The organism is Glutamicibacter endophyticus, assembly GCF_048457885.1.
Taxonomy (GTDB): Bacteria; Actinomycetota; Actinomycetes; order Actinomycetales; family Micrococcaceae; genus Glutamicibacter; species Glutamicibacter endophyticus.
Genome location: NZ_CP174200.1, coordinates 2,247,512 through 2,270,963, shown reverse-complemented (window position 1 = coordinate 2,270,963; position 23,452 = coordinate 2,247,512). Strand labels below are relative to the sequence as shown.

18 protein-coding genes are annotated in these 23,452 nt (G+C 59.5%); 14 read left to right on the top strand and 4 right to left on the bottom strand.

All coding sequences use genetic code 11. The features are described 5' to 3' along the window. Window positions 1–136: 136 nt before the first annotated feature. From hpf to secA, 3 genes are all read left to right on the top strand, one after another. A complete protein-coding gene (hpf, locus tag ACJD00_RS10535; protein WP_309406513.1) occupies window positions 137–835 on the top strand; it encodes a ribosome hibernation-promoting factor, HPF/YfiA family in 699 nt (232 codons plus the stop codon). Window positions 836–852: 17 nt separating this feature from the next. Then, the gene (locus ACJD00_RS10530) at window positions 853–2,019 is read left to right on the top strand and encodes a winged helix-turn-helix domain-containing protein (RefSeq protein WP_418906968.1); all 1,167 of its coding nucleotides are present in this window, start codon (window positions 853–855) and stop codon (window positions 2,017–2,019) included. 131 nt (window positions 2,020–2,150) lie between these two features. Then, window positions 2,151–4,805 carry a preprotein translocase subunit SecA gene (gene secA, locus ACJD00_RS10525; protein WP_418906967.1) on the top strand — a complete coding sequence of 885 codons (2,655 nt, stop codon included), beginning with the start codon at window positions 2,151–2,153 and terminating at the stop codon, window positions 4,803–4,805. On the opposite strand, the gene ACJD00_RS10520 is transcribed toward secA, so the two are convergent. Beyond that, complete coding sequence (locus tag ACJD00_RS10520; protein WP_418906966.1) at window positions 4,802–5,284, bottom strand: Rv3235 family protein; 483 nt, start codon at window positions 5,282–5,284, stop codon at window positions 4,802–4,804. The two genes, secA and ACJD00_RS10520, sit on opposite strands and share 4 nt — an antisense overlap. After that, window positions 5,271–6,029 carry a LysM peptidoglycan-binding domain-containing protein gene (locus ACJD00_RS10515; protein ID WP_418906965.1) on the bottom strand — a complete coding sequence of 253 codons (759 nt, stop codon included), beginning with the start codon at window positions 6,027–6,029 and terminating at the stop codon, window positions 5,271–5,273. Before ACJD00_RS10515 ends, ACJD00_RS10520 begins: the two co-directional genes overlap by 14 nt. Before the next feature lie 117 nt (window positions 6,030–6,146). Here ACJD00_RS10515 and ACJD00_RS10510 point away from each other — a divergent pair, with 117 nt between their 5' ends. The 5 genes from ACJD00_RS10510 (at window position 6,147) to ACJD00_RS10490 (ending at window position 15,085) form a co-directional block, all read left to right on the top strand. After that, a complete protein-coding gene (locus tag ACJD00_RS10510; protein ID WP_418906964.1) occupies window positions 6,147–6,695 on the top strand; it encodes a hypothetical protein in 549 nt (182 codons plus the stop codon). A 95-nt stretch (window positions 6,696–6,790) separates the two neighbouring features. Next, window positions 6,791–7,456, top strand: a complete 666-nt coding sequence (locus ACJD00_RS10505; protein ID WP_418906963.1) for an SAF domain-containing protein — start codon at window positions 6,791–6,793, stop codon at window positions 7,454–7,456. After that, the gene (locus ACJD00_RS10500) at window positions 7,453–8,682 is read left to right on the top strand and encodes an AAA family ATPase (RefSeq protein ID WP_418906962.1); all 1,230 of its coding nucleotides are present in this window, start codon (window positions 7,453–7,455) and stop codon (window positions 8,680–8,682) included. Before ACJD00_RS10505 ends, ACJD00_RS10500 begins: the two co-directional genes overlap by 4 nt. Window positions 8,683–8,791: 109 nt before the next feature. After that, on the top strand, window positions 8,792–13,597 hold the full coding sequence (locus ACJD00_RS10495) for an NAD-glutamate dehydrogenase (protein ID WP_418906961.1): 4,806 nt from the start codon (window positions 8,792–8,794) through the stop codon (window positions 13,595–13,597). Window positions 13,598–13,603: 6 nt separating this feature from the next. Continuing rightward, entirely contained in the window at window positions 13,604–15,085 is a 1,482-nt protein-coding gene (locus tag ACJD00_RS10490) for a sensor histidine kinase (RefSeq protein ID WP_309406528.1), read from the top strand. A gap of 72 nt (window positions 15,086–15,157) precedes the next feature. Here the strand turns inward: ACJD00_RS10490 and ACJD00_RS10485 are convergent, their stop codons facing one another. Next, window positions 15,158–16,825, bottom strand: coding sequence for a LysM peptidoglycan-binding domain-containing protein (locus ACJD00_RS10485; RefSeq protein WP_418906960.1), 1,668 nt, complete (start codon window positions 16,823–16,825; stop codon window positions 15,158–15,160). Between the two features lie 242 nt (window positions 16,826–17,067). Between ACJD00_RS10485 and ACJD00_RS10480 the strand changes: the two genes are divergently transcribed. After that, window positions 17,068–17,421: an Rv2175c family DNA-binding protein gene (locus tag ACJD00_RS10480; protein WP_309406532.1), complete on the top strand. Its 354-nt coding sequence runs from the start codon at window positions 17,068–17,070 to the stop codon at window positions 17,419–17,421. 71 nt (window positions 17,422–17,492) lie between these two features. Here ACJD00_RS10480 and ACJD00_RS10475 read toward each other — a convergent pair whose 3' ends face one another. Next, complete coding sequence (locus ACJD00_RS10475) at window positions 17,493–18,599, bottom strand: polyprenyl synthetase family protein (RefSeq protein WP_418906959.1); 1,107 nt, start codon at window positions 18,597–18,599, stop codon at window positions 17,493–17,495. 124 nt (window positions 18,600–18,723) lie between these two features. On the opposite strand from ACJD00_RS10475, the gene dinB reads away from it, so the two are divergent. The 5 genes from dinB to ACJD00_RS10450 all read left to right on the top strand — a co-directional run bounded on the left by dinB (window position 18,724) and on the right by ACJD00_RS10450 (window position 23,368). Beyond that, complete coding sequence (gene dinB / locus ACJD00_RS10470; RefSeq protein ID WP_418906958.1) at window positions 18,724–19,971, top strand: DNA polymerase IV; 1,248 nt, start codon at window positions 18,724–18,726, stop codon at window positions 19,969–19,971. Window positions 19,972–20,086: 115 nt separating this feature from the next. Further along, window positions 20,087–20,467: a DUF3040 domain-containing protein gene (locus ACJD00_RS10465; RefSeq protein WP_418906957.1), complete on the top strand. Its 381-nt coding sequence runs from the start codon at window positions 20,087–20,089 to the stop codon at window positions 20,465–20,467. 576 nt (window positions 20,468–21,043) lie between these two features. Then, window positions 21,044–21,460, top strand: coding sequence for a division/cell wall cluster transcriptional repressor MraZ (mraZ, locus tag ACJD00_RS10460; protein WP_309406537.1), 417 nt, complete (start codon window positions 21,044–21,046; stop codon window positions 21,458–21,460). Between the two features lie 158 nt (window positions 21,461–21,618). After that, the gene (gene rsmH / locus ACJD00_RS10455; protein WP_418906956.1) at window positions 21,619–22,611 is read left to right on the top strand and encodes a 16S rRNA (cytosine(1402)-N(4))-methyltransferase RsmH; all 993 of its coding nucleotides are present in this window, start codon (window positions 21,619–21,621) and stop codon (window positions 22,609–22,611) included. A gap of 1 nt (window position 22,612) precedes the next feature. After that, entirely contained in the window at window positions 22,613–23,368 is a 756-nt protein-coding gene (locus ACJD00_RS10450; RefSeq protein WP_418906955.1) for a hypothetical protein, read from the top strand. Window positions 23,369–23,452: the final 84 nt, after the last annotated feature.

Sequence of the window (23,452 nt, the reverse complement as noted above, 5' to 3'; positions counted from 1 at the left end):
TTCAGTTGCATCTTTACAGAACTGGCATATGGTGAAGTATGGGTTGCATCACAGATGCAGCGAAGGCCCATCTTCAACCTGAAGACAGCAGAAACTTCAGATTGTTGTGTCACCCGACTCTATTTTGGAGGACACCATGGAGCTGAACTACAGCGGACGAAACATCACCGTTTCGGATCGATTCCGCGAGTACGTGGACGAGAAGATCGCCAAAGTCGAACAACTGGCCACTAAGATCCAGCGCATCGACGTGAAGGTCGTCAAGGAAAGCCACGCACGCAACCAGAGCGACGCTCTGGCCGTTGAATTGACCGTTGTTGGACGCGGGCCGGCGATACGCGCCGAAGCACGCGGGGCCGATAAGTTTGCAGCCTTCGACACGGCGTTCGCAAAGCTCCTCGAACGCCTGCGTAAGGCACGCGACAAGCGCAAGGTCCACCGCGGCAACCACGCGCCGATTGCCGTACACGAAGCCACGAGCTTGCTGCCGCCAGCCGCTACCGGCGAAACCCTTGCCGAACAGACCCTGAAGGCACAGGCCGAAGCCGAAGCCGCTGAAAATGCGCAGGAACCGGAGTATTCGCCGGTGGTCATTCGTCGCAAGGTCTTCCCTGCCGAGGTGATGAGCATCGACGACGCCGTGGACCGCATGGAACTGGTGGGACATCCCTTCTACCTGTTCATCGATGAAGCCACGGGTGCGCACTCGGTGGTTTACCATCGCCAAACTTACAACTACGGCGTCATCACCCTGGACCCATCGCTGGGTGACGGAGATGAACTGCCAATTGAGACGCGCGGTTACCGAGACACCGTCGCATCAACGGAAGGTTAGTCATTAGCAGTACGACCGTGAGCGGCCAACGCCACCTGAGCCTTATGCAGGCTCGTCGGGTGGCGTTGGCCGCTCAATCATTGGCCCGTGGCAAACCCGGGAAACCGGTAACTCAACGTGCACTGAGTCGGCTACACGCGTCTTTAGCGCAGGTGCAGATCGACTCAATAAACGTCGTGCAGCGGGCACACTACCTTGCGTACTTTGCGCGTCTTGGCCATTACGACACTGCGCTACTGGATCGTCTGGTTTCTTCGCCTCGCTCGACGGTCACCGAATACTGGGGGCATGAGGCCAGCTACCTTTGCGCCGAGCTTGTGCCGAGTTTGATCCCTTGGCAGCGCCGACGTTGGGTGGACCGTTCGGAACACTTCACCGATTCGCAGCACCAGCTCAGCGACGCGATCCTCTCTTATTTGAAGCAGAGACCGGGCGTTACGGCACGGGAGATCAGTAAGGCCTTGGAGGTTCCGGCCACGACGGACCGCGAACACTGGGGATGGAACTGGAACGAGACCAAGGTTATTACCGAGTCGCTGTTCGCGCGGGGAAAGATCTTGTCGCTCGGGCGAAACCAGCACTTTGAACGTCGCTTCGCCTTAGCCGAGCACGTGATCGGACGGCCACTGGAAGCCGAGGAGTCGGAGATTGCGTTACGTCGGCTCGTGATCGCGTCGCTGCAAGCCCAAGGGCTCGGGACAGCGCACTGCGTCGCCGACTATTTTCGGCTTCCGGTGCAACCTGTGCGCCAGGTGCTTCGCAGCATGGTGGATGAGGGATCCGTTGTGCTAGCGAGCGTGGCGGATATTGCGGAGGCGGTGTATCTGTTGCCGGAAACGCGTATCCCCAGAAAAATCGATGATCAGCTCCGGCTACTCTCGCCCTTCGACCCGATGATTATCAATCGACGCAGGTTAGCGAAATTCTTCGGCTTTGATTACCGCGTCGAAATTTACGTGCCACAGGCGCAACGTCGATACGGATATTATGTTTTTCCGATCCTGCGCGGCGATCGATTCATTGGTCGCGTCGACCTAAAAGCCGACCGAGCGGCAGGTTGTCTTCGGGTGCAGTCCTATCATCCGGAAGGGGAGGATGACGGCACGCATCGGAGTCTGTTGCTTGATGAATTGAACGAGATGGCGCGTTGGCTGAGCTTGGACCGCGTCGAACATCGGCTGTGAAACAGCTGATGGTCAGTCGATATTATTCCGCGAATGGCTGACGCACGAACTAAATCGCCGAAGGGCGAGTAATCCTCACGTAGACTGTATTTGGCCAGATTTCCTGCGCTTTAGATAATGGGAGCAACCACGTGGCATCACTGCTTGAACGAATTCTTCGGACCGGCGACAAAAAGACCCTCAAGAAGCTGCGGGCCTATGCCGACACCATCAATACGCTGGACGAGGAATTCCGGCAGCTCTCCGATGCCGAGCTGAAGAATGAAACCCAGAAGTTCAAGGAACGCCTGGCCAATGGTGAGTCGCTAGATTCGCTCTTGCCCGAGGCATTCGCCACTGTCCGTGAGGCGGCCGATCGTGTGCTGGGCATGCGTCACTTCGACGTCCAGCTCATGGGTGGAGCGGCACTCCACATGGGCAACATCGCCGAAATGCGAACTGGTGAAGGTAAAACTCTGGTCGCCACCGCGCCGGCTTATCTAAACGCGCTCACCGGCAAGGGCGTTCACGTGGTGACCGTTAACGACTTCTTGGCCGAGTACCAGTCGGACCTTATGGGTCGTGTGTTCCGCTTTCTGGGTCTGACCACCGGTTGTATCTTGGCCAACATGGACCCGGCCGCGCGTCGCAAGCAGTACGCCGCGGACATCACCTACGGTACGAACAACGAATTTGGCTTCGACTACCTGCGCGACAACATGGCGTGGAGCCGAGATGAGTTGGTTCAGCGCGGGCACAACTTTGTCATCGTCGATGAGGTCGACTCGATCCTGATCGATGAAGCACGTACGCCTCTGATCATCTCCGGACAGGCCTCGGGGGATGTGAACCGCTGGTACACCGAATTCTCCAAGATCGTGAATCGGCTGAAGCGAGATGAAGACTACGAGGTCGACGAGAAGAAGCGCACCGTCGGTGTCCTCGAGGAAGGTATCGAAAAGGTCGAGGACCACCTCGGGATCGATAACCTCTACGAGTCCAACAACACCCCGCTGATTGGTTTCTTGAACAACGCCATCAAGGCCAAGGAACTGTTCAAGAAGGATAAGGACTACGTCGTTGTGAACGGCGAGGTCATGATCGTCGATGAGCACACCGGCCGTGCGTTGCAGGGACGTCGCTACTCGGAGGGTATGCACCAGGCCATCGAAGCCAAGGAAGGCGTCGAGATTAAGGCCGAAAACCAGACGCTGGCCACCATTACCCTGCAGAACTACTTCCGCATGTACGACAAGATCTCGGGCATGACCGGTACCGCGCAGACCGAGGCCGCCGAGTTCATGGGGACCTACCAGCTTGGCGTTGTCGAGATTCCTACGAATAAGCCGGCGATCCGCCAAGATCAGTCGGACTTGATCTACAAGAACGAAATTGCGAAGTTTGACGCGGTCGTTGAGGATATTGCCGAGCGCCACAAGACCGGACAGCCAATTCTGGTGGGTACCACCAGCGTGGAGAAGAGCGAATACCTCTCCCGACTGCTCGCGAAAAAGGGCATCCGACATGAGGTGCTCAACGCAAAGCAGCACGCTCGAGAGGCCGCCGTGGTCGCGATGGCCGGTCGTAAGGGTGCGGTCACCGTGGCTACCAATATGGCCGGTCGTGGTACCGATATTATGCTCGGTGGTAACGCCGAGTTCTTGGCCGTCGCCGAAATGGAACGCCGCGGCCTGGATCCCGAGAACAACACAGAAGAGTACGAAAAGCAGTGGGACGAGGTCTTTGCTAATGCGAAGAACACCGTCGCAGCCGAAGCCAAGGAAGTCGCCGAGCTTGGCGGCCTGTATGTACTGGGTACCGAGCGTCACGAGTCGCGGCGTATCGATAACCAGCTCCGTGGTCGTGCCGGCCGTCAGGGTGACCCGGGTGAATCGCGCTTCTACCTTTCGATGACCGATGACCTGATGCGCCGTTTCAACTCGGCACTGGCCGAACGCATCATGAACAACCCGACGATGCCCGACGACGTGGCCCTGGAATCGAAGATGGTTTCAAAGGCCATCGAGTCGGCGCAGGCACAGGTTGAAGGCGTCAACGCCGAACAGCGTAAGAATGTGCTCAAGTACGACGACGTGATGAACCGTCAGCGTCAGGCTATTTACGATGATCGTCGTTCCATTCTTGAGGGCGATGACATCCACGAGAAGGTCGAGCACTTCCTTGAAGACGTGGTCAAGGCCATGGTGGTCGAGGCTACCGCGATCGGTAACCCGGATGAGTGGGATCTGAAGCAGCTGTGGACGAATTTCAAGCAGCTCTACCCGATCTCCTTGTCCATTGACGAGGTCATCGAGGAAGCCGGTGGTAAGGCACACTTGACCGCCGAGTTCCTTGAACGCGAAATTCATTCCGACGCACAACACCAATACCGCGCCCGCGAGGCAGCCGTTGGCGCTGGAACCATGCGCGATCTAGAGCGTCGTGTGGTGCTCTCAACCATTGGTCGTAAGTGGCAGGAACACCTGTACGAAATGGACTACCTCAAGGAAGGTATCGGCCTTCGAGCCATGGCGCAGCGTGATCCGCTGGTGGAGTACCAGCGCGAGGGTTACAACATGTTCCAGGCGATGATGGAGTCCATCCGCGAGGAGAGCATTGGCACCCTGTTCAATCTGGAGATTCCGGATGCGGAGGCACAGAGCGCCCCGGTGCAGGCTCCGGCGAAGCCGCAGAACCTGCAGTTTACCGGTCCCGACGAAGACGGACAGGCAAGTGTCACCCGCCAGCAGGCTGCCTCGGAAAAGCCTGCAAAGACCAAGGGTAAGAAGAAGAGCAAGAAGCGCTAGAGAACTTCAAGGCTAGTTACTTGCCAGCGTCCGTGCCAGCGCTCCACCCGGAGCGCTACGGCACGGACGCGGTCTTTAAAGGCCAGAATGCTCGTGCATTCAAAAGCGTCGGCCGAGTTGCGCGAGAGGTGTACCGAGCGTATTGCGCAGTGGCAAAAGTCCGCCGCGCCCGCATGATCTGCACATTGCAGAATTCGTTGGTGGCGTAGTTTTTCCACGCAGGTGGGTTCCACGGCGAAGGCCAACTGTTGCAGAGATCGATAGCCAGCGAGGATTTCGAAGACGGCACGTGAAATGGCGTGGACCAGTTTGACCACGCGGATGTGGTCGGATTCGAGCGTATCGGGACGTCGAAAAATGTGGTTGAGTGAGCGGACCAGATGTGTCGGCGATTCGCCGGCGACGGGCGCAGAATGTTCATCGGCTATCAGTGTCGAGGATGCCGCTGGCACGGTAGGCGCTTCGCTAGTGATGGTCATGGCCTGACTCCTTGATCGTAGTTGGGGTGGGGAGTTGGAGCGTGGTGCCGATGCGCAGTACATCGGGGTCGGTGCCAATGCGGTCTCGATTGGTGCGATAAATCTGTGGCCAGTACGCGGCAATATCTGCGACCGTGGCCTGCGCGCCAAGGTGCTTAGCGGCAATGCTCCACAGCGAGTCGCCGGCAACAACGACCGTTTCTGGGGGTTCCGCTGACCGCTTCTTCGCTTGTGGAGCCTCCGAAATCAGCCGGCTAATGGGCACCGACACTCGGTGAGGAAGCCATTGCGGACTCGGAGCCTCAAGCGTTTCGTTCGGCGCCGCGAGTCTGTCGATTCCACGACTGGTTGTGGTCTCTCCCGAAACTAGGGTCACTTCGCTCTGCGGGGACAGCCCCCACGCGCCGGGTTGGCTAGCGGGTAGGGCGGTGAGCAAGAGTGATCCAGTAAGGGCCGAACCGAGTAGGGTGCGCACGGTGCGAGGCGCGATGCTGTAGCAAAGCCGTAGTCCGAGAGCGTGTCCGCGACGCGCCGCCAGCAGGGCCAGACGCACAGTAAGAATCGCGGCCCCATACAGCCCTGCCAGCATGAGCATGGCCGCAATCGCCAGGCGTTGTGCATCATTGGCGAGCGGGGACAGGTCCACCAGGAGCAGGTCTCGGTGACGTAGGCACTGCCGCAGGGTGAGCGCGGCTATGAAAGCGATGCCGACACCGAGCGCCGCTTTTGCTAGCTTGACTGTCATTACTACTCATCTACTTCCATTTGATGCTAGTTGATGAAAGTTGAGCATCATTGTGTCACTTAAGTTCGTTGGTGTGAACCTCTTGGGGATTATTTGTTGAACTCGTACAGTGAGCACATGCGTTGGGAGAAATTGTTCGAAGACCTCGAGACTCAGTTCGAAGCTCAACTAGCCGAGGATGCCCGCCAAGAGGTCGCCGAGGGGCTACGTGTGGAGAAGGCACGTCAGACGTTGACCGAGCGGCTTCTCTGGGCGGTAGGGCAGCAAGTAGTCCTCGAGTTGCCAACGGTCGGGGATTGCCGCGGCCGACTCCTTACGGTCGGTGATGGCTACTTGAGTCTCGACTGCGTGGGAAAGCTCTACGTCGTAACCTTTGCGGCGTTGCGCTTTATCCGCACCAGCTCGCGGATGCTTCGCCGGGGTGAGGCCTCGCGAGTTTCGCTCAACGCCGTCTTGCGGGCCGCACTTCGCGACCGCTCGCACGTGCAACTGCACGCCTGCGATGGCACACACCTTGGAAGCGGGCGCCTGATACAAGTTGGCGCAGACTTTGTGGAACTTCATGCGCACCCGCTCGGAGAATTTCCCCGTTCGGATCGTCCCGACCATCAGTATTTGCTGCCGACGGCGAATCTCGGTTGGGTCGTGGCCACAGACTGGGATTAATCAACAACCCGAAAGTGGATCTTCACAGCTCACGCTTGGTGTCGTAGGCTCACGAACTATAACTGAAACTGACGTTCACGCTTCAGGAGGCCACCATGGGCAGCGAGCAACCCGGTGATGGACTTTCGTCACGTACCGCGGTGCGGCATAAACGGCCCACCTGGAAAGACCCCCGCTTGGCCCTCGGCATCGTCCTTGTCGTGGCGTCAACCGCCGGCACCGTGGTTTTGATCGAGGAGCTCAACAGCACTACCGGCGTCTACGTCAGTACGCGAAATATCACCTTGGGCGAGGAGCTCAGCACCGACAATCTTCGAACGGAAGAAGTCCGCCTAGGAGAGCTGACGCAGAACTACTTGCCCGCCGATCCGAAACTGCTCGAAGGCGTACGGTCCAATGGATTTATCGCCGCAGGGCAACTGATCCCACGCAATGCGGTGGCACGCAGCGAACTGGGCTCGCGGCGTCCGATCAATGTAGACCAGCCCCTCGACCTGAGTCCGGCCATTACCGCGGGAAGCTTCGTTGATGTGTGGATCGCGGAGAAGGCCGAGCGTGGTCAAGGGTTTAACTCACCCACCCGCCTAGCTGAAATGATCGAGGTGTCCCGACGGACTGCCCGCGACGGCGGGCTCGTTGGACAGGGCGGCACGAATCTCGAGCTACTCGTGGAACCGGATTATCTCGACGCGCTACTGCAGGCGCTGGCTAACGAATCACGAATTATCGTGGTTTATAACCCGCTAGGGGAACGTTCATGAGTATCCCGGTAGTCGTGCTTGGTGGGGACGAGCTGCTAATCCGGCGCATCGAGGGTCACCGCGGAGAGCTGGTTGTCACACGCGTCTGCGAAGAGATGAGCGAAGCCGTTGCCCTGTGCGCGGCGGGCGGTGCCAGTGTCCTTCTCGTAGCCCAGACAAGCCTGATGCCATCGCCTGAGCAAATCGATTTGGTCGTCGCCCAGCGTGTCATCTTGGCAGTCCTCGTCGAGGACGATGACGAGCGTGCGCTCGCCGAGGACATCGTCCGATTTTCACCCGATGCCGCCGCCGAAGTGTTGGAAGCGGGAATTACCGATGCCCTGGAGAAGTTGGACTTCCCTGATGTGCCAGATGTGGGAGCAGGGCAGACCGGACAGAACGGTCGCGTAGTTTGCTTCTGGGGAGCGCCCGGCGCACCCGGGCGCAGCACCGTTTCGTTGAACTATGCGGCGGAGGCGGCCAACGCGGGGGAGTCGGTTGTGCTCATTGACGCCGATACCTATGCTGCTTCAATTGCGTCTCTGCTGGGGCTCATGGAGGAATCCGCTGCCGTGGTGCAACTGTGCCGAGCCGTAGACGGTGTGGGCGCCGACGCTCTGCGCATGGAAGCGCAGTGCCTCAATGTTCGTGTGGGTGATGCCAATTTGAGCGTCGCAACCGGCATTCCCCGGGCAAGTCGCTGGCCCGAGGTTCGCCCAAGCGCCTTGCGCAAGGCGGTGACCTTGTTGCGGCAACGATTCGACCGTGTCGTGGTCGATCTCTCATCCTGTATTGAGACCGATGAGCAATTGAGTTTCGACACGCACGCTCCGCAACGAAATGGCGTCTCGCTGGAGCTCATGCGTATCGCCGACGAGGTCGTTATGGTTGTCGCGGCCGACAGTATTGGCGTGCCTCGGGCCATCCGCGCACTCGATGAACTCGACGAGCAAGTCCCCGGGGCACCGGTGAAGATCTTGTTCAATAAGGTCAGTGCCGCCGGGGTGGGTGCGAGTCCGCAACGAAGGCTTGCGGAGGCTTGGCAGCGCTTTGGTCCGATGCACCCGGTGATTGGCTATTTGCCCAATGACGCTACCGTTTGCGATGCGGCAGTGTTGGCTGGGAGCCCGCTGTTGGAGATCTCTCCACGGTGTTCGTTGCGCCGCGAAATTCGAGCGATTCTTGGCCATTCTGGGGGAAAATCCAGGCATGGCCGAGGTCGATTGTTGCTCGGCGCACGTAAGTGAACTATCGACGGTCAAACGCGATAGGGTTGTGCTACCGGACATCCGCAAAGATGCGGATACGTTGAACTTCATTCTTGGAGGCGTTCAGTTGAACTCGTCGGAATCCAGCATGTCTGAATCATTCATGGATGCGACTCTCACCCCACAACTGGTGAGCGAGTACTATGGCCAAATCGCGCGAGAGGACGTTGCGGCCTATTCGCCCGACGAACTCGAATCTCGGGTGGCGGCTCACCTAGAGGTTGGATTTAGCCGTGAGCCAGAAACCGCGAATGTCGCGGTTACCCGGAACGACGGGTTGTCGGTGGTGCATATTGTCACCGACGATATGCCCTTCCTGGTTGATTCGGTTACCAGCGAACTGGTGCGTCTCGAAGCGCCAATCCAGCTCGTGGTACACCCAACTTTCGTGGTCTCACGTGATTTGGAACAGGGCGATATCAAGTCCCTGAAAAGCACCGGTACCCAACTGATCGCTAGCGGCGACACCGCCGCGCACTCTGATCTCAGCGGACTACTGAATCCCAACTCGAACACCAAGGTGGAGTCCTGGATTTCGGTGGAACTGGCCACGGAGATCAGCGATGAGATGGCCAAGACCATCGTTGAGGGACTGCAGAAGGTTCTTGCAGACGTACGCGTCTCGGTCGAAGACTGGCCGGCCATGCTCGATCGCGCCCACGAGGTTGCCGCGACCCTCGAGCAGACCGTTGGTAGCAAAGAAATCCCGGATCTTGACCAAGCCGTTGAGCTGCTGAACTGGATGACCGACGGACGATTCACGTTCCTCGGCTACCGCGAATACGATCTGGTCACCGAGCACGGCGAGGACGTCCTGCGCGCCCGCGAGGACAGCGGGCTGGGATTGATGCGCGAATCCGGAGACCCCGGTGTGCTGCACCTGACCAAGCGCGGCCGAGCCACCGCTCGAGAAAAGCGCGCACTGGTGCTGACCAAGGCCAATACGCGTTCGACCGTGCACCGTGGCGTGTACCTGGACTACGTAGGTATCAAGAGCTTCGACGCCAATGGCGAAGTCAACGGCGAGCGTCGCTTCATCGGCCTGTTCTCTTCGACGGTGTACACCTCCAGTGTCAAGAGCATCCCGGTCGTGCGCGAAAAGGTTGAAGCGGTACTGCGCAATACAGGTTTCGCCTCGGATTCCCACTCGGGTAAAGACATTGTCACCATTCTCGAGTCCTACCCGCGTGACGAGCTGTTCCAGATTTCCGTAGAGGATCTGACCAACATCGCGCTGGGTATCTTGCGTCTGCAGGAGCGTCGTCGCACCTCGGTCTTCCTGCGTACCGAGGACTATGGCCGATTCGTCACCGCAATGATCTTCATTCCGCGTGATCGTTTCTCCACGGAGATCCGCTACCGTGTCGAAGAGGTCCTTGAAGAGAGCTTCAATCCTGAGTTCAAGGAGTACGAGCTTCAGCTGGGCACCGGCTCACTGGTACGCCTGTTCTACCGCCTGCGCCTGCAAAAGCACGGTCAGGCCCCGGTGGTTGACCGGCTGAGCCTCGAAGACAAGATCGCCAAGGCCGTTCGCTCTTGGGGCGAAGCGATCACCGACACCGCACGCGAAAGCATGGAAACCACGACGGCACGTCGAGTTTCCAGCACGTGGTCTGAGGCTTTCCCCGCCTCCTACAAGGTGCAGTTCGATATCCAGGACGCGCTGGAAGATATCGACCTGCTCAGCGAGCTCGAACAGCCTGAACGCAAGGGCCCGGTCGTCTCCTTCTACACGCCGTCCGCCGATGAAGACTCGCTCGTCTCGGTGCGCATGAAGATCTTTGTCGACGAGCCGCTGCTGCTTTCACGCATCCTGCCGGTATTGCAGGATCTGGGGCTCGACGTTGTCGACGAGCGCCCCTACGAACTGAATCCGGCCGGCGTCGGACAGCGTTACATCTACGACATGGGCCTGAAGCTCGATGAGCGCATGGACTTCGCCTCGGTGCAGGAAAAGGTTGCTGCCGCCTACACCGCGGTCGTCAACCAGGACGCCGAGTCGGATAAGCTCAACGCACTGGTCCTGCGTGAAGGCTTGTCATGGCAGGAAGTTGCCATGTTGCGCGCCTACACCCACTACCTGCTTCAGCTTGGCGTGCCGAACTCCACGGTGTTCATCGCCGACACGCTGGTCGCCAACGCCGCGGTCACCCACGGCATTGTGAACCTCTTCCACGCGACCTTCGACCCGGCCCTGAGCCCGGAGGAGTCCGCGACCGCACGCGATCTCGCGCACGAGCAGATTCGTGAGGCCCTCGAGTCCGTGCCGACCCTCGACGCCGATACCTTGCTGCGTCGCATCGTGAAGGTTATCGAAGCAACGAAGCGAACCAACTACTACGCCGCCAAGCAGGCCCTGGGCTTCAAGCTGGCTCCGCGCGAGATTGACTTCGCGCCGTTCCCACGCCCCATGCATGAACTGTGGGTGTACTCGCCACGCGTCGAAGGCGTGCACTTCCGTTTCGGCGCGGTCGCCCGTGGTGGCTTGCGCTGGTCGGACCGTCGAGAGGATTTCCGCACCGAAGTTCTGGGTCTGGTCAAGGCTCAGATGGTCAAGAACTCGGTGATTGTTCCTACCGGCGCCAAGGGCGGATTCTTTGCCAAGCAGCTGCCCAACCCGGCCGTTGACCGTGGTGCTTGGATGGAAGAAGGCAAGGGCGCATACCGCGTCTTCATCCGCACCCTGCTGGATCTGACCGACAATGTCATCACCGATGAGTCCGGCGAACGCACCGTTCCGCCGGTGGATGTGGTGCGCCGTGACGGCGACGACTCCTACTTGGTGGTCGCAGCCGATAAGGGTACGGCGAGCTTCTCCGATATCGCCAACTCCATTTCGGAGGAGAAGCATCACTGGTTGGGCGACGCATTCGCCTCGGGCGGCTCGGTAGGTTACGACCACAAGGCCATGGGTATTACCGCCCGCGGCGCCTGGGAGTCCGTGAAGCGTCACTTCTTCGAACTTGGCCTCGACACCCAGCGTGAAGAATTCACCGCCGTGGGTATCGGTGACATGTCCGGCGACGTCTTCGGCAATGGCCTGCTGCGCACCAAGACCGTGAAGCTGGTCGCGGCATTCGACCACCGCGATATCTTCTTGGATCCGAATCCGGATCCCGAGGTTTCCTTTGCCGAACGTCAGCGGTTGTATGATCTGCCGCGCTCTTCCTGGGCTGACTACAACAAGGAACTCATCTCGGCCGGTGGCGGTGTCTACTCGCGCAGCCTGAAGTCCGTGCCGATTAGCGCCGAGGTGCGCGAAGCTCTGGGCCTGGACGCCAATGTCGTGAAACTCAGCCCGAATGAGTTGCTCAAGGCAATTCTCGCGGCCGATGTTGACCTGCTCTACAACGGCGGTATCGGTACCTACATCAAGTCCAGCGTCGAGACCCACTCGCAAGTCGGCGACCGCGCCAACGACGCCATCCGTGTGGATGGCAAGCAGGTCCGGGCCAAGGTCATCGGCGAAGGCGGCAACTTGGGTATGACCCAGCTTGGCCGTATCGAGGCCGCCCGCCACGGCGTGTTGCTCAACACCGACGCGATCGATAACTCCGCCGGTGTGGACACCTCGGACCGCGAAGTGAACATCAAGATCTTCGTGGACCGTCAGGTCAAGGCCGGTGCCATCGCCCCCGAGCATCGCGCCGAATTCCTCTTGAAGATGACCGACACCGTTGGCGATTTGGTGTTGCGCACCAACGCCGATCAGAACGTATTGCTCGTCAACGAGAAGCACGCGGCACTCACGTGGGCCCCGGCCTATGAGCGCTTGATGCAGTGGCTTGAGGAGCATGCTGATCTGAACCGCGAGTTGGAATTCCTGCCTACCGCGGAGCAGTTGGAAGAACGTCGCACCAACGGTGAGCCGATGACGGCACCGGAACTGTCGGTGCTGGCCGCCTACGCCAAGATCCAGTTGGCAGGGGCCCTCGCCGATTCGGATATGGCCGACGACCCGTACTTCGCCGCCACCTTGCGCCGCTACTTCCCGCAGGAACTGGTCGAGCGTTTTGGCGACGATATCCAGTCGCATCCGTTGCGCCGGGAGATCATTGCCACCGTCGTCGCCAACGAAGTCGTGAACATCGGCGGCATCACCTACATTTTCCGTGCAATGGAAGAGACCGGCGCCAGCGAAGTTCAGATTGCCAAGGTGTTCTGCGCCCTGCGCGAGATCTACGGATTCGACAAGCAGTTCGCCATGATTAACGAACAGCCGGCCGGCACCGACCTGGATCACTGGGGTCAGCAGCATCACGACCTGCGCCGTCTGCTGGACCGTGCAACGCGCTGGTTCATTAACCACGTCGACGAGCAGCTGCTGGTCGAGGAAGCCGTCAACCGCTTCGGGCCAACGGTGGCGAGCCTGCGTGGTCAACTGCCGACCCTGTTGCGCGGCGTCGACCAGGAGCGTTTCCAGCAGTGGCGGGCCGAGGCCCTCGAGAAGGGTGTCAGCGAGCAGCTGGCCGAAACCTGGGCTACCCAGTTCGAGTCCTACGCCTTGTTGGACATCGCCGGTTACGTGACACGTTCGGAACTCGAGGCGCGTTTGGTCGCCGAGACCTACTACGCACTGTTCGCACGATTCGACGTCGACAACCTGCTGAACCGCATCACCTCGCTGCCACGTGCTGACCGCTGGCAAGCCCTGGCTCGTGGCGCGATGCGCGACGATCTATACACGACCATCATCGACATCACGGCCAACGTGTTGGAGATCGGTGCCGACGTGGCCGATATTGACGAGCGTGTTGCACAGTGGGAGGAAGCGAACGCGACTAACCTTGAACGTGCGGAGAGCATGTTCGCCGAGGTGAACTCGCTGGCCCGCGACGATATGGCGTCGCTGTCAGTGGCTCTACGCCTGCTGCGTTCCGTCGTTCGAAGGTAAGTATCTATGGCCCTCATCACCGAGCAATTGCGCCAACATGCCGACTTGAAGCCCGGTGATGAGGACTGGCTCCACCTGTTGGTGGGGGACTGGCAGCTGGTCGCGGACCTCGCGTTCGCAGACCTGGTGCTCTGGTTCCCCACCGGCGATGGATCCTATGTTGCGCTGGCTCATGTGCGTCCCTCCACCTCGCACACGTCATTCCACACGGACTTCGTGGGGGAGCGCATCCGTAAAGATTTGCGGATCATGGTGGACGAAGCCTGGCAGACGCTAGAGATTCAGCGCTCCACAGCCATCCCCAGCACCGAGATTATTCTGGGCCAGCCCAGCGTGCAGGCAGTACCGATGGCCCGCGAGGGACGCCCCATCGCGGTGATCACCACGCACTACGATCAGTCGCCAAGCCGCACCCCGTCTAATTTGGAGCTGGTGTATCGGCAAAGCGCCGAAGATCTGCTGGTGATGGGCACGCGCGGTTTGTGGCCCGATTTTGCTAGCCCCACCGGGTCACGGCGCGGCGCGCCGCGTGTCGGCGATGGCTTTATCCGGCTGAACACCGAAGGGGTCGTCGAATACGCCAGTCCCAATGCGGTCTCCGCCTTCCGCCGACTGGGTGCCGCGGAAGTATTGCAAGGCCAACCGCTGGCAGAACTGACCATGGCTTTGGTGCGCAATCGACGCGTAGTCGATGAGACGTTGCCGCTGGTGCTTCAGGGCAAGATGCCCTGGCGTACCGAAGTGGAATTTCACGGGGTCACGCTGTCGCTTCGGGCCATTCCCTTGCGCGACGCCAAGCGCCGTTTCGCGGCGCTCGTGCTGTGCCGCGATGTCACCGAGTTGCGTCGGCGGGAGAAGGAGCTCGTCTCCAAGGACGCCACCATTCGCGAGATCCACCACCGAGTGAAGAACAACCTACAAACGGTGGCGGCCCTGCTGCGCATGCAGTCGCGGCGTATGGATTCTCCCGAAGGTAAACAGGGGCTCGAACAGGCCATGCGCCGAGTCTCCACGATTGCATCCGTGCATGACTTCTTGTCCAAGGGCCTGAACGAGAGCGTCAAGTTCGACGATCTGATGGATCGCCAGTTCCGGCTCATCGTCGAGATCGCCTCCCCGGAACAGCGTGTCACCACGCGCCGTGAGGGGGAGTTCGGGATGCTTCCGGCGGACCTTGCGACTCCGCTGTCGCTGGTGATTAACGAGTTGGTGACCAATGCGGTGGAGCACGGTCTTGCGGGGCGTGATGGCACCGTGATCCTGCATGCTGCACGCTACCGTGGCGCCGACGCCCGCAACTGGTTGAAGGTCGTCATCAGCGATGACGGGCATGGATTGCCCCCCGAACCGCGGCGCCAGGGCTTAGGGCTACAAATTGTGCAGACTCTCGTCTCCGGTGAGCTCTCCGGAGACATCCAGTGGCTGCCTGCGCCCGATGGCGGGACTCAAGTTGAGATCAACTTGCCGCTGGATATCGAGCGTCGCTAAGGAGTTAACGACGTAGAGGGTGGATCCACTCAAATGTGGATCTACCCCCTACGTTTTGGCGCCGTCGTGCTTTTAGCGGAAGCGCTTCATATGTGCCTTGACGCTGGCGACGTAGTGCTTCGTGTCCTCGTACATGCCGTACTTACGCACACCGCCGAGCCCCTGGTAGTAGGCAGCAATGGCGTGATCCAAGTTGTCGGTGTTGTCCAGGTTGTACGCGATGGTGGCCACGCCGGCGGCCACGTTGTCCTGCGGGTTGAGCAGGTTCAACTGGCGCCCGATGCGTCCGGAAATCCATTCGCCGGTGGAGGGGATGACCTGCATGACGCCCAGTGCGTTGGCTGGGGACACCGCCCGCATGTTAAAGCCGGATTCCTGGTAGGCGTGGGCCAACGCCAGCGCAGGGTCAACACCCATGGACTGGGCGGTTGAACGCACCATCGCTTCCATCTGGCCTCGGCTGGGCACATCCATGGCGTCGAGCTTGTTCTTGTTCTCGTTGGCGTTGTCGACGGTGGTCTCGGGGTAGGTGCGTCCGTTGAAGGAGTTGCCGATCTTGCGCGTCTCCTTCTTGACCTCACCGCTCGGTGCGACGGAGGAACCGGACAGCTTCAGCTTGGTGCCGATCTTCAACGGAGCGTCGACACTTACGTGCGGATTCAGATCCAGCAGCTGTGCAAGCCGCATCCCGTGGGAGTTGGCAATCTGGCCCAAGGTATCGCCAGCCTTGACGGTGTAGGTCGAGGTCTTGGTCTTCGACGGGGCCTGTGGCTTGGAGTTGTTCGAGCCACCAGTTTTTTGACCTGAGACGACCAGAGTCTTCCCGACGTAAATGGTGTCGCTGACTCGCATGTTGTTCTTGGCGGCCAAGTCCTTGGTGCTCATGCCGAACTTGTGAGCAATGCCCGAGAGGGTGTCACCGGACTGAATGGTGTACGTTCCGTTGCCACTCTTCGTGGGGGTGCTCTTGCCGGTTGACTTGGTCTCCGAGCTGGATCCTGCGCCCACGCGAATCTTGTCGCCCGGGTGGATCACCGAGTTCTTGCTGAGCTTCGGGTTGAGCTTGAGCAGCTCCGCCAGCGATAGCTTGTGCTTGTAGGCGATGCCGCCCAAGGTATCGCCTGAGGTCACGGTGTAGCTGGAGCCGCCACTGGACTTGGGGGCCGAGCCGCTCTTGTGCTGTTGTGGGGCGCTCTTCTGGCCACCCACGAGCAGCTTGTCGCCAGGGAAGATCTTGGAGGAACGCGAAAGGTCGTTCTTCTTCAGCAGGCTATCGAGAGACAGCTTGTGCTTGTAAGCAATGCCGCTGAGGGTATCGCCGGACTTGACCGTGTAGTACGTGGCCTTGGTGTTCGACGACGAGGTCTTCTTGGGGCTTGACGAGCCCGACGAGTCGCCCGAAATCTTGAGCTTCTGACCAGCGACAATGTGATCGCCCTTGATGTCGTTGAGCTTACGCAGCTTATCAACGGTGGTGTCGTACTCCCGGGCGATGCTCCAGAGCGAGGCGCCCTCGGGAACCGTGATTTCGCTGACGGAGCGATGTGCCGGCAACCCGAGCGTTGTCACGCTCGAAGAGAGTAGATGGGCCTTGATGTGCTGCTCGGCCTTTTTGACGGTTTGCGGATTTACCGACTTGGGCGCGAATGCCTGGGTCTTAGAGGTCTCCACGGGTAGTGCCATGGCGGGCGCGGCCGCGAGGCTACCAATGACGGCTGCCGGAATGGATGCGGTAGCCACGACACCTAAGGCATGCATAGCAACATGTTTCGACTCTGGGGACATTTGGGGGTTCCTCATATCAAAAGTTGTGGGCAACGATCCGCGCATAACAAACGACCAGCCACTGGCAATTAGTTCGTGATGCAATTGTTATCAAAGTGATACTTGTGAATTTACACTACTAATGAGTCGCAAGGAAACCAGTGTGACTGGATTGGCGAAAGTTTTTTTGTCCACGACCCATGTGGGAACCTAGTGGAGTGAGTGATATCGAAAAATTGGTCGGTGAATGGCTGACCTTGCCGGATCTGGCGGAGCTACTGGATATTGATATTCGTCGTGTCCATCGACTCGTTGACGAGCGCGCCATCGTCGTGTTGCGCGTGGGCGAACGCGGCATCAAGAGCGTGCCTGCACAGTTCGTCCAGGACGGGGCAATCGTCGAAAGTCTAAAGGGCACTCTTTCGGTGCTGCGGGACTCTGGATTCTCCGATGAAGAAGCCGTGCAGTGGTTGTTTACCGAAGACGACAGTCTGCCCGGAACACCCATGCACTGCCTTCGCACGGGGCGTAAAACGGAGATTCGTCGCCGTGCGCAGGCTCTGGGCTGGTAACCCCTGAGCGACCAACAGTGTTAAAGCCTCAGGGTCAGAACCGGAAGGTTCTGACCCTGAGGCTTTTGACGTTACTTAGCTCGTTTGGTGACCGCGTCACTGAGCCAGCGCAGACCGGTGTGAGCTAAACGGTCGATCCCGAGCTCATCCAAGGCCTGCAGGGCCTGTGCGGTGAGCGCGTCGATGCTTTCCTCGGTAGCCGCCAGGGCGCCGCTGTCGCGCAAAATGCCGCTGAGCCGCGACACTTCGTGCTCCGATAGGTCACGGGCACCGAGGCGCGTCTGAATAAATTCCACCTCGTCATCGCTGGCCAACGAAAGGGCGTGGGCGATGATCTCGGTTCGCTTTCCTTCGCGCAGGTCATCGCCTGCTGGCTTCCCAGTAATCGAGGGGTCTCCAAAGACTCCGAGCACGTCGTCTCGAAGCTGAAAAGCTTCGCCGAGCGGTAATGCGAAATTGCCATAGGCGGTTAGCAGGTGCTCGTCGGCACCTCCCAAGGCTCCGCCGAGCAACAGGGGATTTTCAGTGGAATACTTCGCAGACTTGTAGCGCACGATAGTTCGGGCGCGCTTGACCGCTTCGGCGGGGTTGTAGACCGACCCGGCGAACTCCTCGAGTACATCCAGGTACTGACCGGCCATAACCTGCGTGCGCATGGAATTGAAGATGCGTCGCGCCGCATGGCCGTCTCGGTCGATGGAAGAGAAAACTTCTTCGCTGAGCGAAAGGCACAGATCCCCGGTGAGAATAGCGCTTGCCGCTCCGTAACGGACGGCGTCCCCGCTGAGGCCCAAGAGGGCATGCTGTGCCTCGAAGCGCTTATGCACGCTTGGCTGTCCGCGTCGCGTGTCCGAATTGTCAATGAGGTCATCGTGGATCAGGGCCGCTGCCTGGAAGAGTTCTAGGGCAACGCCGACCTTGACGATGTCCTGCGACTGTTCGGGACCTCCAGCACCACGGAATCCCCAGTAGGCAAAGAGTGGGCGAAGACGTTTTCCGCCGGCCGAGAGGTCCTTAATCGCGCGAACAATCTCAGTGGCGGAGTTCGTGATTTGCGCGACTTCCTGTTCCTTGAGATCCAAGAACTCGGTCAGTGACTCGGCCACCGAGGATGCATAGGCGATGCTTAAGCGCCCTGCTTCTTTTTCGAGAGCGGTGGATGAATCGGGGAGCGACATTCGACATCTTTTCTACACAAGGCAATATCGGACATCTTCAGCTTACCTTGCACGGTGGTGGCCGGTGTCGAGACAGCTAGGGGGCTCGGTGCTCACTGTCGGGGTCGGGAATTAGACTATTGGCATGGAAACCGGCCCCGAGCGCGCAATCTTGCATGTGGATATGGATGCGTTTTTCGTGTCGGTGGAACGGCTTTACGACCCAGAGCTGGCCTCCCGCCCGGTGATCGTCGGTAGCCCGCAAGGGCGTAGCGTCGTGTTGTCGGCGTCCTATGATTGCCGCGCACTGGGCGTACGCTCGGCCATGCCCATGAGTAAGGCCATGGCTCTGGCGCCACACGCTGTCATTATCCCGCCACATCGGGAACGCTACGAGGCGGCTTCGAGGGCCGTGATGGAGTATTTCGCCACGATCACACCGCTACTAGAACAGGTCAGTATCGACGAGGCCTTCCTCGACGTTACCGGTTCCATGCGCCTGCTTGGTGGGCCGGTGAATATTGCTCACAAGATTCGCCAGTACATTGCACACAACCTCGGGCTGCCTTCCAGTGTTGGCATTGCCAGAAATAAGTTCGTAGCCAAGCTGGCGTCCACTCGGGCCAAACCCAACGGTCTCATTGTCGTTCCTCCCGAACGGACGTTGGAGTTTCTCCACGAACTACCTATCGCGCATATGTGGGGAGTCGGAGCGAAGACCCGTGAGCAACTGCTCACCATGGGAATTGCCAGTATTGCGGACCTCGCCGCGCAGCCGGTTTCGCGTCTTGTGGCACGATTCGGCGAATCCGGGCGGTCGCTCCATCAGCTGGCGCTGGGAATTGACAATCGGCCGGTACAACCGGAGCACCAGGAGAAGAGCATCTCCGTGGAGCATACATTGGCCACGGATCTTCGTGATCCGCAAGCGGTCGAGCGCGAACTGGTGGACCTGGCCTATCGGCTGGGGCGCCGTTTGCGAAGGCAAGGGCATACCGCAGCCGGGCTCGGGCTCAAGCTCAAGTATGCCGACTTTAGCGTCGCCAACCGCTCACGTACCTTGCCGGCGGCTACCGATTCGACGGCTGCTTTGGCCCGGGAAGCTAAACCGCTATTGCAAAAGCTCTTGCCATTGGCACAACCGGTCCGCCTTATTGGCTTGCGCGTGGAGAAGCTGGGTAGCCCGAGCGAGGGATTGCAATTCACCCTGGACGAGAGCGGTGAGCGGGAGCGTGAGTCGGAACTCGCGATTGATCGTATTAACGAGCGGTTTCCCGGATCGGTGGTCAAGCCAGCGAGTTTGCTCGGGGCGCCTGCCGAACGTTCACGTGCCGAGCAGAGTCTGATGGAAACTTCAGAATTACGGCGCGAGGGCCACGAGAAGCCAAAATGAGACTATCCTAGATATGTAGGCACGGTCCCTTAAGAATGGGGAACAAAAGCGGCGCATGGTGCGTTATACGAATTGATGGGTGAGAAGCATCAATTGCGTGTGGAAGGAGAGGACGATGCCACTATCAGAACATGAGCAACGTCTGTTGGAGCAGCTTGAAAAACAGCTGCATGAAGATCGCCGTTTTGCCTCAAGTATGAAGGCTCCCGTGAACGGCCGGTTCTCGACGCGCAACATCGCACTGGGTATTCTGCTGGCAATTGCCGGTGTCGCGGTACTGATTTTCGGTATTTCACAGCAGTGGATCCCGTTGGGTGTGCTGGGTTTTGCACTCATGTTCGGTGGCGTATTGCTGGCCATGCGTAAGTCTGCTTCGGGCAAGCTGGGCGGAACTGGGGCTCCCGGCGCCAAGGGGCAGGGACGTAAGCAGGGGTCCTCCTTCATGTCGGGACTTGAGGAGCGCTGGGATCAGCGCAAGCGAGATCAAGACGACTAACACTCATCAACGGTTTTCTAAAAAGGGCGTAGCTATGGCGGCTACGCCCTTTTTCGTGCCCGAAGGTGCAGCCCCCGCATCACTGCCTCTAAGAGGTAGGGCCCAGACGTGCAGCTACAGCGAACCATCTCCTGATCCTCCACTTCACTCCCTCGAAGCGCCAACCCTCGGCATTTACGGACGATCGCCTCGCGCTGCAGGGGCGAAATGCTCTGCATTGAATTAGGGGCGGAAAGTGATTCTCTGGAGATTCCTAGGTTTTCGCGATTTTTCCCACCCGGCGTTCATCTGCCCGGTTTCCACGGCCCTCCACTTTGCGCCACCGAAGGTTCAAGTTCCTCCCAAAGCGCACGTTAACTCGCGGAAATACGCCCGGATGAGCCTCGCGAAGCTCACATGCTCCGCTACTCTGCACACTCGCTATACGCGTCGATCTCCCGCGATAGGACGCGGATTTTTTATTCCAAGGCCTAGTGGAAAGGGGAGATGTGCGTTGACAGTGGAGGGTCGTGGAGTAAAGTGGAGCGTAGTAGAGGGGTTGGGGTCGTTTCGGACCATTTTCAGGAGGTGGCGTGAATGTTCCTCGGGACGTACACGCCGCGCTTGGACGAGAAGGGGCGACTGATCCTCCCTGCGAAATATCGTGACGAACTCTCACGCGGTTTGGTGCTCACTCGAGGACAAGAGCGCTGCATCTATGTCTTCAGTCAGGCCGAGTTCGAGAAGCAACATGAGCAGATGGCTCAGGCTTCGTTGACCTCGCGTAAGGCTCGTGATTATGCCCGAGTGTTTCTCTCGGGCGCATCGGATGAGCTGCCGGATAAGCAGGGGCGCGTCACGATTCCTCAGATTCTGCGTAGCTATGCAGGGTTGGAGCGCGAGGTCACCGTGATCGGCGCTGGCAACCGCGTAGAAATCTGGGACACGGATTCCTGGCAAACCTACCTGCAAGAGCAGGAAGATGCCTTCTCCGAAACCGACGACGAAGACTGACAATCTACGAATTTGAGAATCATGACGCTGGTGTGAGATCTCCAGCCATCTCGCGGAGCGATAAGCTCTGGCTTCACTTCCCCGGAGCCAGAACGAATCGTTGCCGGGGGTTGGAGGGGGACCTGACATCAGCGGCGGGGCTGGAGAAAGGGATACTAGTGGCAGCATCGCAGAATGAGCGACCAGCGGCGGAACGGCATGTTCCGGTACTTCTGGATCGTTGCGTGAATCTGCTTGCGCCTGGAATTCACAACGCACAGGCTCAGGGGCGTCAGGCCGTGGTCGTTGACTGCACCTTGGGTATGGGCGGTCATTCCGAGGCTCTGCTGACCCGTTTCCCCGACCTGCATCTCATTGGACTGGACCGAGACGAGCAGGCCCATGCGCTCGCCGGGGCTCGTCTGGCTAAATTTGCCGATCGCACCGATCTGGTGCACGCCGTCTATAACGAGATCGCAGACGTGGTGGAGGACCTTGGATTCGCCGGTGTTGACGGCGTGCTCTTCGACCTAGGCGTTTCGAGCCTGCAACTCGACGAACGGGAGCGTGGCTTTGCCTACTCCTACGATGCCCCGCTGGATATGCGGATGGACACCTCGGTTGGGCCCACCGCGGAAGACCTAGTCAATGACCTCGATCAGGCCGAGCTACAGCGCATCATCCGACAGTGGGGCGAAGAAAAATTCGCAGGTCGGATCGCACGAGCGATAGTCGAAGCGCGCGCCAGCGAACGGATCGTTACCACCGCGCAACTGGTAGAGGTCATTCGCGCCGTCGTTCCGGCCGCCGCAGCCCGTAACTCCGGGCACCCGGCTAAACGCACCTTTCAAGCACTTCGAATCGCCGTCAATGAAGAGCTCGATGTGCTGGAAGAAGCGATTCCGGCGGCCATGGGGGCGCTAAATGTCGGCGGGCGTGTGGTGGTCATGAGCTATCACTCGCTGGAGGACAAGATCACCAAACGTCACTTCGTGCAGGGATCGACCTCATCGGCGCCTCCGGGTTTCCCGGTGGAGCTCGAAGAACATAAGGCCGAATTCAAGGTCTTGACCAAGGGAACCGAAAAGCCCAGCGATGCAGAAATCGCTGAGAATTCACGTGCAGCATCGGCCCGCTTGCGAGCGGTGGAACGCGTACTGAAGAGGAGCTAGCATGACTCAACGAGCACCACGCCGTATTCAGAAGTCTGCCTTCCCGGGCACCGCACCGGTTGTGGAGGGCAGCACTGCTCGTGCCGCGCGCCCCGAACCCGTTCCGGCTGCCGACTTGCAGTTCGCTGAGACCAAAAGACGCGTCACGCTGTCTTTGGTGCCGAAACTCGACCAGAATAACCGGCGCTCGTTGATCGTCATGTTCTCCATACTGGTGGCCTTGGCCGTTGCCGTGGTGGTGACTCTGGTGCTGCTCAACACAACGGTGGCGCAGCGACAGTACGAAATTGTCTCGCTCCGCGGTCAGGAGCGGGCCCTCTCGCAAGAGAACCAGGCGCTGCTGAAAGAAGCACAGTCGCTGTCCGCGCCACAGGCGCTTGCCAAAGAGGCTAAGGACCTGGGGCTGGTGGCTCCTGGTGCGCCGGGCCTAGTGAATCTTGATGAGAACAAGATCTCACAGGAGGCCAAGGCTGCGACGAAGCCCGAAGACGGTACCAAGTACGTCAATCTTCCGCTCCCCGGTGAGGCGCTGAAGGCCAAGGCCGAAGCCAAGGAAAAGGAACTGGCCGCTAAGAAGGAGGCCGAGGCCAAAGCCGAAGCCGACGCGAAGGCCGCCGCCAAGGGGAGCGAAGAGAAGGCTAAGGCCTCAAAGGCCGCTACCGAGCGAGCGCAGAAAGATGGCCGTCCGGTATTTACCGAGGGCGAGCTCAACGGCGGCACGATTCCGGCCCCGAGCTTGAGCACACCGACCTCCTAGAATTGGCGCGTATCATTCAGTGACAGCGCTTGATCGAGCTTCATCAGACCAATGCTGACGGGAATGGGCACCAGTGATTTCTAC